This is a genomic window from Pseudomonas sp. KB_12 (genome assembly GCF_052114545.1).
Taxonomy (GTDB): Bacteria; Pseudomonadota; Gammaproteobacteria; order Pseudomonadales; family Pseudomonadaceae; genus Aquipseudomonas; species Aquipseudomonas brassicacearum.
This window is the reverse complement of the sequence record NZ_JBFREY010000066.1, coordinates 1-11,212: the sequence shown is the minus strand read 5'-3', so window position 1 is coordinate 11,212 and position 11,212 is coordinate 1. Positions and strand designations below refer to the sequence as shown.

Genomic DNA, 11,212 nt, shown 5'->3' with positions numbered 1-11,212 from the left:
GACAGATCGAAACACACCGACGTGGAGGCCAATACCCCCTGGATGTCGTCGCGGCTGTAGACCGATTTGGACCAGTCGATCAGCGCCAGCACGTTGCGATGGGCAATCGCCACGCCCTTGGGCTTACCGGTGGAACCGGAGGTGTAGATCACGTAGGCGAGGTTGTCTGGCGTGACGTTGCTGTGCGGTGCACTCAGTGGGTATTGCGTCAAATCGAGCTGATCGAGCATCAGTACTTCGGTTTCAGCCGGCACGCTCAGCGTCGCCGCCACCGCGTCTTCGGTCAGCAACACCCGGGCACGGCTGTCGTCGAGCATGTAGGCCACCCGCTCGGCCGGGTAATCCGGGTCCAGCGGCACGTAGGCGCCACCGGCCTTGAGCACTGCCAGCAAGGCGATCAACAGGTGCTCGGAGCGTGGCATTGCCACGCCCACTCGCACTTCCGGGCCCACCCCCAACTCGATGAGTTTATGGGCCAGGCGATTGGCGCGACCGTCGAGTTCGCTGTAGCTCAGGCGCGTGTTGGCGAAGGTCACCGCCAGAGCATCCGGCGAGGCTTGGGCCTGACGAGCAATCATCTGGTGAATGCACAACGCTTGCTCGAACGGGGCGTCAACCGGGTTCCAGTCATGGGTCAGGCGCTGATGCTCATCGAACTCCAGCATCGACAGTTCACCCAGGCAACGCTCGCCATGGGCGGTCATCTGGCCCAGCAACTGAGCCAGATGGGCTGCCAGTCGCGCCACGGTGGCGGGCGCAAAACTGGCCCGCTGGTAGCTCATGTGCACCGACAGTTGCCGATCCAATCCCACCAACAGCGTCAACGGGTAGCTGGTCTGTTCCTGGGTGAGCGGCGGACCAAAGCGCAAACCGTCCGGCGCGCCCTGCTCCAGGGCCTGGGCAATCGGATAGTTTTCGAACACCAACAGGCTGTCGAACAGTGTTTCACCGCCCTGCCCGGCCCAGCGCTGGATGTCCAGCAACGCGGTGTGCTCGAACTCGCGCAACGCCAGGTTTTGCGCCTGCACCGTTTGCAGCCAGCTGTCCAACGATTGCTCGGCCCGTGGGCTGGCGATCACCGGCAAGGTGTTGATGAACAGGCCGATCTGCTGCTCGATGCCGGGCAAATCCGCCGGGCGACCGGCCACCGTCGCGCCGAAGGCCACGGTGTCTTTGCCGGTGTAGCGCTGCAACAGCAGCAGCCACGCGGCCTGCACCAAGGTGTTGACGGTGACTTTCGAGGTGCGGGCGAAGGCTTCCAGGCGCCGGGTCAGCGCTTCGTCCAGGACCTGCATATGGTCGCCATAACCGGCGCTGGCCTGCGCCGGCTTCGCCATGACGTCGGCCAGTCGGGTCGGGGCCTCCAAGCGTTGCAGCGCAGGCGTCCAGAACGCTTCGCTGGCCGCCGCATCCTGGCGTTGCAACCAGGCGATGTAGTCCCGGTAGCGGCTGCCCGATGCGGCGACGGGTTGGCCGCTGTAGCGTTGCAGCACTTCGCCGAGTAATTGCGAGTTGCTCCAGCCGTCCATCAGGATGTGATGACAGGTGTAGATCAAGTGGTAGCGGTCCTCTGCCACGCGTGTCACCACCAGGCGCAGCAAGGGCGCCGCCTCCAGCTCGAAACCCTGTTGGCGCTGCGCCAGGGCAAGGGTGTCGAGGTCCTGGGACAGCTGCGCACTGGCGCGCCAGTCATGGCACAGGAAGGCAACGTCCAGCTGTTTGTGCACGACCTGCAGTGCACGCTTGAATTCACCTTCCCAGACGAAACTGCTGCGCAGCACTTCATGGGCGTCCAGGGCCGCCTGCCAGGCCTGGCGGAAGCGCTCGACGTCCAACCCTTCGACATCCACCCGCAACTGATTGATGTAGCTGCCGGCCTGTTGCTCGTACAACGTATGGAACAGCATGCCTTGCTGCATGGGCGACAACGGATAAATATCTTCGACTTGCCGGGGCGCCAGTGGCAACGCGTCCAGCTCAGCCTGGGTCAACCCGGCCAGCGGGAAGTCCGACGGCGTGAAGCCTTGGTGCGGTGCCTGGCAGCAGTGTTCGATCAGGGCCTGCAACTCTCGGCCGTAGTCCAGGGCCAGCGTCTGGATCGTCGATTCGTCGAACATCTGCGTGCTGAACGTCCAGTCGATGCTCAGTTCGCCGGCGTAGACACTGCCATTGAGGGTCAACCAGTTATCCAGCGGTGCCAGCGGGCTCTGTGGTGCGCCCGCCGACTCAATGGCCGGGATAAACAAGCCGTCGGCATCATCGGCGAATCCGCTGTCGAACTGGCCCAGGTAGTTGAAGGTGATGCGTGGCAGCGGCAACGCCTGGAGGGTACGACGGGTCTGCTCATCCCCCAGATAGCGCAGCACACCGAATCCGAGCCCCTTGTCGGGTATCGCCCGCAATTGCTCCTTGATGGCCTTGAGCGAATCCCCGGCGGTCGCGGCCGGCGTCAAGCGCACCGGGAACAGGCTGGTGAACCAGCCGACGCTACGACTCAGGTCCAGGTCATCGAACAGCGCCTCACGGCCGTGCCCCTCCAGCTGAATCAAGGTCGAGGCGTCGCCGGTCCAGCGGCCAATCACCCGGGCCAGGGCCGTCAACAACAGATCGTTGACCTGGGTGCGGTAGGCTGCCGGCGCTTGCTGCAAGAGCTGTCGGGTCTGGTTTTTATCCAGCCGCGTCTGAACCTGCGCCCCATGGCACCTGCGCAGTTCGCCCTCGGGCCGATCGCAAGGCAAATCGGCGCGAGCGCCCTGCAGTTGCCCTTGCCAATAGGCCATTTGGGCCTGTAAAGCCGCACTGCCGGCATGCCCCTGCAACCGTTGCGCCCAAGCCTGGGTGGCACTGGTCTTGGCGGGCAGTTTCAGGGCCTGGCCGGCCTGCAGTTGTTGATAAGCCTGTTGCAGGTCTTCCAGCAGAATGCGCCAGGACACCCCGTCCACCACCAGGTGATGGATCACCAGCAACAGCCGCTGGCTGCCATCGGCCAGGCTCGCCAAGACCCCGCGCAACAGCGCACCGCTCTGCAGTTCGAGACTGCGCTGGGCCTGTTCGGCCAACCGTTCAAGCGCCGCAGCATCTGCCACCTCGGCGGTCCACAACAGCGGTGAGCGTTGCCAAAGCGCCTGCTGCTCGGCGAGGCTTTGATGGCGAGCGGTCCAGGCGTCGTTCTCACGGGTGAAGGCCAGGCGCAAGGCATCGTGGTGGGCAACCAACGCCTGCAACGCCTGCTCCAGATGAGCGGCGTCCACTGGCCGCAGCCCCTTGAGCAGCACCGATTGGTTCCAGTGATGCGGCTCGGCCATGTCCTGTTCGAAAAACAGTTGCTGGAACGGCAGCAACACCGCGTCGCCCATCACCGGGCCCTGGTCGATGCCCGGGCCGCTGTCCCCCTGGGTCGCCACACTGGCAAGGCCCTGGATGGTCTGGTGGACGAACAGATCCTTGGGACTGAAATGAATCCCGGCCTGCCGCGCCCGGCTGACCATCTGGATCGAGATAATCGAATCGCCCCCCAGCTCGAAGAAGTTGTCACCCACCCCCACTTGCTCGCGCCCGAGCACGCTTTGCCAGATCGCGGCCAGGGTCTGTTCGAGGGCGGTGATCGGTGCGATGTAAGCCTTGGGGCTGGCACTGATATCGGCTTTTGGCAGCGCCTTGCGCTCCAGTTTGCCGTTGGGGCTGACGGGCATTTTTTCCAGCCACACCCAGTGCTGCGGCACCATGTAGCCGGGCAGGGACTGGCTCAAATGGTCCTTGAGGCGACCTTGCAGCGCCTGGCGGACGGTGTCTTCGGCGCTCAGCAGTTCTGCGCGGGCTGGCACCAGGTAGGCCACCAGCAAGGTGCCGTCCTGGGCGATGACGACGGTTTCGCGCACCTCGGCGTGCTCGGCCAGGCGCGCTTCGATTTCCCCCAGCTCAATGCGCAAGCCACGAATTTTCACCTGATGGTCCATGCGCCCGGCGTATTCGATCACGCCATCGGTGCGGTAGCGCGCCAGGTCACCGGTGCGATACAGCCGCTGACCGTGACCGAAGGGGCCGGTCACGAACCGCTCGGCCGTCAGCGCTGCACGTCGATGGTAACCACGGGCCAAGCCCTCGCCCGCAAGGTACAACTCTCCAATCACCCCCATCGGTACCGGCGCTAATTCATCATCCAGAATGTAGGTGCCCAGGTTGGCAATCGGCTGGCCGATCGGCACGCTGTCGCGCCCCTCCTCGACACAGGTCCGGTGGGTGACGTCGATGGCGGCCTCGGTCGGGCCGTAGAGGTTGTACAGGCCGGCACTTGGCAGTTTGGCGAACACCTGCTGCTGCGCATCCACCGGCAGGGCTTCGCCGCTGCACACGATCCGCTTCAGGCTGGAGCATTGGACCACGTGTGGGTCTTGCACAAACGCCTGCAACATCGACGGCACGAAGTGCAACGTGGTGATGCGCCGCGCGGTGATCAGCTCAATCAACTGCGTCGGGTCGCGATGAGCGCCCGGCGCGGCCACCACCAGCGTCGCGCCGGTCAACAATGGCCAGAAGAATTCCCATACCGACACGTCGAAACTGAACGGCGTTTTTTGCAGCACGCTGTCCGTGGCATCAAGCCCATAGGCCTGCTGCATCCAGCACAACCGATTGACCAGGGCCGAGTGCCGATTGCCCGCGCCCTTGGGCTTGCCGGTGGAACCGGAGGTGTAGATCACATACGCCAGGTTTTCGCCGTGAACCTCGACGTCCGGATTCGTCTCGCGAGCTGCGTACACCCCGTCGCCAGGCAGGTCCAGCACCAGGCTGCGCAACCCGTCCGGGATCGGCAACTGCTCCAACAGATGCTGCTGGGTCAACAGCAAACCGATGCCGCTGTCTTCGAACATATAGGCCAGGCGATCCCGTGGGTATTCAGGGTCCAGCGGCACATAGGCACCGCCAGCCTTGAGAATCGCCAACAGCCCCAGGACCATTTCCACCGAACGTTCCACGGCGATGCCCACCAGCACATCCGGGCCCACGCCATGCTCGATCAATGTGTGCGCCAAGCGATTGGCCCGGGCGTTGAGCTCGCCGTAGCTCAGGCGTTGCTCACCGAACACCAGGGCCGGAGCATCCGGGGTCCTGCGCACCTGCTCTTCGATCAGCCCCTGGACACTGCGCTCAAGCGGGTATGAAACCGCCGTCGCATTCCAGTCGACGAGCATCTGTCGACGTTCGTCATCGTCCAGTAACGTCCACTGCGCAATGGGCCGGTGCAGGTCCTGCACCATGCCTTGCAACAGGTTGAGCCAATGCTGGCCCATGCGCTCGAGGGTGGCCGGCTCGAACAGGTCGGTCGCGTAGATCAGCGCGGCGTGCAGGCCTTGCGGACTATCGGTGGTTTCCAGGCTCAGGTCGAATTGTGCGGTGCGCTGCTCCCAGCCAAGGGGTTCGACCGCCAGGCCCGGCAATGCGTCTTCAAAGGCCGAAGCGGTTTCGTTACGATGGTTGAACATGGCCTGGAACAGCGGGCTGTGGCTCAGATTACGCTGCGGCTGCAAGGCATCGACCAATTGCTCGAACGGCAGGTCCTGATGCATCTGCGCGGCCATGGCCGTCTGTTTGAGCTGTTGCAGCAATCCGGCGCCGGTCAGATCGCTGTGGAATTCGGTCCGCAGCACCTGGGTATTGACGAAAAACCCGATCAAGCGCTCGGTTTCCAGGCGCTGGCGGTTGGCAATCGGCACCCCGACCCGGATGTCGGCCTGACCGCTGTAGCGGTGCAACAACGCTTGGAAAGAGCCGAGCAGCAGCACAAACAGCGTGACGTTTTCCCGTCGAGCCAGCGCTTTGAGGGCATCGCTCAACGCGCGATCCAGCACAATCGGCAAACGCGCGCCACGCATGCTCTGCTGCGCCGGGCGCGGATGGTCGGAGGGCAGTTCCAGCAGCGGCTGCTCACCGCCCAGTTGCTCGGTCCAGTAGCCCAGTTGGCGATCCCGTTCACCGGCAGCCATCCATTGGCGCTGCCAGACGGCATAGTCGGCGTATTGCACCGCCAACGCTGGCAACTGCGCGGGCTGCCCCTGGGCGAAGGCCGAATACAGGCTCATCAGGTCGTCGACCATCACCTGCAACGACCAGCCGTCAGACACGATGTGATGCAGGGTCAGCACCAAAATGTGCTCCTGCTCACCCAACGCCAGCAACGCCACGCGCAATAGGGCATCGTTCAAGAGGTCGAACGGGGCTTGCGTCTGCTGCTCGATGAAGGCCTGGATACTGGCCTCGTCATCGCCGGCCAGACGCTGTTCGACGAAATCGACCTGCCCTTGCGCACGGATCACCTGGCAGGTCACCCCATCGTCCTCCACGAACAGGGTGCGCAGGCTTTCGTGACGCGCCACCAGTGCTTCAAAGCTGCGACGCAGGGCCATTTTGTCCAGCACGCCACGCAGCCGCAGCGCTGTGGGAATGTTGTAGGCGGCGCTGTCGGGGTCCATTTTCCACAGGAACCATTGGCGCTCCTGGGCAAACGACAGCGGCAGTGGCTTGTCGCGGGGCACCGGCACCATCGCCAACGCTTGTTCACCGTGGCCCTGCTCGAAGGCACTGACAAAATCGCGCAACGTGCTGTGCTCGAACAGGTTGCGCAGCGGCACCTCGATACCCAGCGTGCGCCGGACCCGCGAGACCACTTGGGTGACCAACAGCGAATGCCCGCCCAATTCGAAGAAGTTGTCCTCCAGCCCTACCCGCTCGAGCTTGAGCACCTCCTGCCAAATCGCCGCCACCTGCTGCTCACACTGACTGCGGGGCTCCACGTAAGCCTGTTGCAGATCTGTGGCGTCAGGGGCTGGCAACGCCTTGCGATCGACCTTGCCGTTGGGCGTCAACGGCAGTTGCGCCAGGAACACCAGGTGCGCCGGGACCATGTACTCGGGCAATTGCGCCTTGAGCGCGGCTTTGAGCGAAGCGCGTAACGAAGACTCGTCCGCTACTTCACCGTTCGCGGGCACCACGTAAGCCACCAGTTGCGCGCCGGTCGGGCCTTCATGGGCCACCACCACGGTTTCACGCACGTTCTCCTGGGCCAACAGTGCGGCTTCGATTTCCCCCAGTTCGATGCGCAAGCCGCGGATTTTGACCTGATGGTCGATGCGGCCGATGTACTCGACCACGCCTTCGGCCCGATAGCGGGTCAGATCGCCCGTGCGGTACAGCCGTTCGCCGGTGGCGGAGAACGGGTCCGGCACAAAACGTTCGGCGGTCAGGGCCGGGCGTTGGAAGTAACCGCGAGCCAGGCCGTCACCACCGATCAGCAGTTCCCCCGGCGCGCCGGGCGGGTTGAGCGTCAGGTCGCTGCCGACCACGTACAGCGCGGTGTTGTCCAGGGGTTTGCCAAGGAACGGACGGCTGTTTTCAGGGCTCAACGGATGCAGCGCCGACCAGATCGTGGTTTCGGTCGGGCCGTAGAGGTTCCAGACCTTCGGCGAAAGCGCCAGCAGCCGTTGCGCCAACTCCAGGGGCAATGCCTCGCCACCGCACAGGAAGGTGCGACCGGCCAGCAGCGCAGATTGTTCATGATCGAGCAACATGCGCCAGCTCGAAGGGGTGGCTTGCAGCACCGTCACATCGTACCGTTCGATCAGCGCCAGCACCGCTTGCGGATCCTGGTGGACGTTCTGGCCGGTCAGCACGATGCTGGCTCCAGCCGACAACGGCCCGTAGATCTCCAAGCCAAAAATATCGAAGGAAAACGTCGTCAGCGACAGCATGCGATCGCTGGCCGTGAGGCCCGGTTGGGCGATCATGCTGGTGACGAAATTGCTCAGCGCGCCATGGCGCACCATCACGCCCTTGGGCCTGCCGGTGGAACCTGAGGTGTAGATCACGTAGGCCAGGTGTTCGCCAGTCAGCGACACGGCCGGGCAGGTTTGCGGGGCTGCTTGCAATGCAGCGTCCGGCCGGTCCAGCAGCAGGGTCCGCAGGGTCCGCAGGGTCGCCGGGATCGGCAAGCGCGCCTGCAAACGGGCCTGGGTCAGCAGCAGCTCGATGCCGCTGTCCTGAATCATGTAGGCCAGGCGATCCTCGGGGTACGCCGGGTCGAGTGGCACGTAGGCGCCGCCGGCCTTGAGGATCGCCAGCAGGCCGACAATCATCTCGACGCTGCGCTCCACGGCGATGCCCACGCGCTGGTCCGGCATCACGCCCAAGGCCAGCAAACGGTGGGCGAGCTGGTTGGCGCGCGCGTCCAGTTGCCCGTAGGTCAGGGCCTGTCCATCGATGGTCAGCGCCAGTGCGTCCGGGGTCATGCGGGCCTGTTCGGCGATGCGCTGGTGCACACACGCCGCGGGGCCATGCTCAACCATGCGGCGCCAGTCGTGCTGTGTCAGACGCTGCTGGTCGGTGTCGAGCAACGGCAACTCGCCGATGCGTTGCTGCGGCGCATCGACGATGCCTTGCAGCAGGTTCTGCCAGTGGCGGGCAAGGCGTTCGATGGTCTGCGCCTCGAACAGGTCGGTGGCATAGGTCAGTTCCGCGGCGACGCCCTGCTCGGTTTCATAAGTGCCCAGGGTCAAATCGAACTGGGCCGTGCGCCCTTCCCATACCAGGTCCTCGATGCCCAGCTGCGGCAAGTGCATCTGCCGGGCCTGGGCATCACCCGAGGTCTGATGGTTGAACATGACCTGGAAGATCGGGCTGTGGCTCAGGCTGCGCTCCGGTTGCAGGGCTTGGATCAACTGCTCGAACGGCAAGTCCTGATGAGCTTGGGCCGCCATCGCCGATTGCTTGACCTGATCGAGCAAGCGCTCGAACGGCAACTGTCCATCGACATGGGCGTTGAGCACCTGGGTGTTGACGAAAAAGCCGATCAGGCCCTCGGTCTCGACCCGGTTGCGGTTGGCCACCGGCACCCCGACGCGGATCTGCGGCTGGCCGCTGTAGCGGTGCAACAAGGCTTGGAACGAGGCCAGCAACACCATGAACAGGCTGGCCCCTTGGCGCTGGGCCAACTGCTTGAGCGCTGCCCCCAGTTGCGGCGGCAGGTTGAGGTCCAGCCGCGCACCGCGAAAGCTTTGCACGGGCGGGCGCGGATGGTCGAACGGCAACTCCAGCACCGGCTGTTCGCCGCCCAGGGTCTGGACCCAATAGGCCAACTGGCGCTCGCGCTCACCGGCCTCGAGCCAGTGACGCTGCCAGATCGCGTAGTCGGCGTATTGCACGGTCAATTCCGGCAACACCAGTGACTCGCCGGCCGTATCGGCGGCGTAGTGGCGGACCAGCTCATCCACCAGCACCTGCATCGACCAGCCATCGGCAACGATGTGGTGCTGGATCAGCACCAGCACATGATCGTCCTCGGCGATTTTCAACAGCGAAACCCGCAACAACGGCCCTTGGCGCAAATCGAACGGGCGGGCGATTTCGCGCTCGACGAAAGCCTTGATGCTGTCGTCCTGGCTGGCCGGTGAACCGGCGGGCAGCGCCTGGACCGCAACACACAATGGCATCTGCGGGTGGATGACCTGCACAGCTTGCTCACCGCGCTCGATGAAGGTGGTGCGCAAGCTTTCGTGGCGCTCGACCAGTGCGTTGAAGCTGCGCTCCAGGGCCGGCACGTCCAGCGGCCCTTTGAGGCGCAAGGCACTGGGAATGTGATAAGCCGAGCTGTGAGGGTCCATCTGCCAGAGGAACCACTGACGTTCCTGGGCGTAGGACAGCGCGATGTTTTCGAACCCGCAGCGTACCTCGGGAATCGGCAGGTTGGCCGGCGAGACGCCCTCTTCGAGCATCTTCTCCAGGTACAGCTTACGTTTGTCCAGCGGCAGAGTGATAAAGCGCTTGGCGATCCTCAAAGCAACACTCTTGTCCATCAGACTTCCTCCATTTCATCAAGCAGGGCTTCCAGCTTGTTCAGTTTCTGTTCATTGATTGGCCCATCCCCGGTGTCGAGTTGCGCGACAAAATCCCCCAGGACGGGGTGCTGGAAAATCAGTTGCGGGGTCAGCGTCAGCCCCAGTTCGAGCGCCATGCGCGAGACGGCATTGACCGCCAGCAGCGAATGGCCGCCCAGCTCGAAGAAGTGATCGTTCAAGCCCACGCGATTCAACGTGAGCACTTCGGCCCAGATCGCCGCGACCTGCTGTTCCAGGTCACTGACCGGCGCGACATAACCAACTTGTAAAAGGCCGGTGTCCACGTCCGGCAGCGCCTTGCGGTCGAGCTTGCCGTTGGGGGTCAGGGGCAGTTGATCGAGGAACAGCAGGTGCGCGGGGATCATGTAGTCGGGCAGGTGTTCCTTGAGCCCGGCCTTGAGTTGCTCGCGCAGTGCACGTTGGGCTTCGCTGGCATCCAGGTTCAGCGCCGCAGCGACCACGTAGGCCACCAGTTGCTGACCGCCCGGGGCGTCCTGGGCCAGGACCGCCACGTCACGCACCTGGAGTTGTTGCAACAGCCGCGCTTCGATTTCCCCCAGCTCGATACGGAAGCCACGGATCTTCACTTGATGGTCGATGCGGCCCTGGTATTCGAGCACGCCATCGACGCGGTAACGGCTCAGGTCACCGGTGCGGTACAGGCGTTCGCCGGCCGTGGAGAACGGGTTGGGCAGGTATTTTTCGGCGGTCATCGCCGCGCGGCCAAGGTAGCCACGGGTGATGCCCGCGCCGCTCAGGTACAGCTCTGCCGAAACGCCTTGGGGGACTGGTTGCAGGTCGGCGTCGAGCAGGTAGCTGGCGGTGTGTTTGAGGGGCCGGCCGATGTTCGCCGTGCCGCCGGGGGTGCGACGGGTCCAGGTGGAATAGGTGGTGTCCTCGGATGGGCCGTAGAGGTCGTAGACATGCGCTATCCCTTGTGGGAGCGAGCTTGCTCGCGATGGCGTCCTGTCAGTTGGCCCATGGGCGTCTGATCCACCGCTATCGCGAGCAAGCTCGCTCCCACAGTTGGCATCTGCGTACAGACTGTCGACCAGGCTTTGTTTCAGTGGCTCACCGGCCAGGTTGATGATGCGCACGCTGGCCGGGATCTCGTCGCTGCGCTGCAACGCGGCAATCGCCGAGGGCACGGTGTTGATCAGGCGCACCTGATCGCGAGCCGGCAGTTGCGGCAATTCCAGGGCATTGCGGGCGATGATCAGCGAGCCGCCGTTGGCCAGGGTCACGAACAGCTCCCACACCGACAGATCGAAACACACCGACGTGGAGGCCAATACCCCCTGGATGTCGTCGCGGCTGTAGACCGA

2 protein-coding genes are annotated in these 11,212 nt (G+C 64.1%); both read right to left on the bottom strand.

Annotated elements, in window-relative coordinates:
• Positions 1-9,845, bottom strand: a 9,845-nt coding sequence (locus AB4Z20_RS27665; protein ID WP_442091158.1) for an amino acid adenylation domain-containing protein, incomplete at its 3' end; no start/stop codon positions are given.
• A partial coding sequence (locus tag AB4Z20_RS27660) for an AMP-binding protein (protein WP_442091156.1) occupies positions 9,845-11,212 on the bottom strand: 1,368 nt, incomplete at its 5' end. The genes AB4Z20_RS27665 and AB4Z20_RS27660, both read right to left, overlap by 1 nt.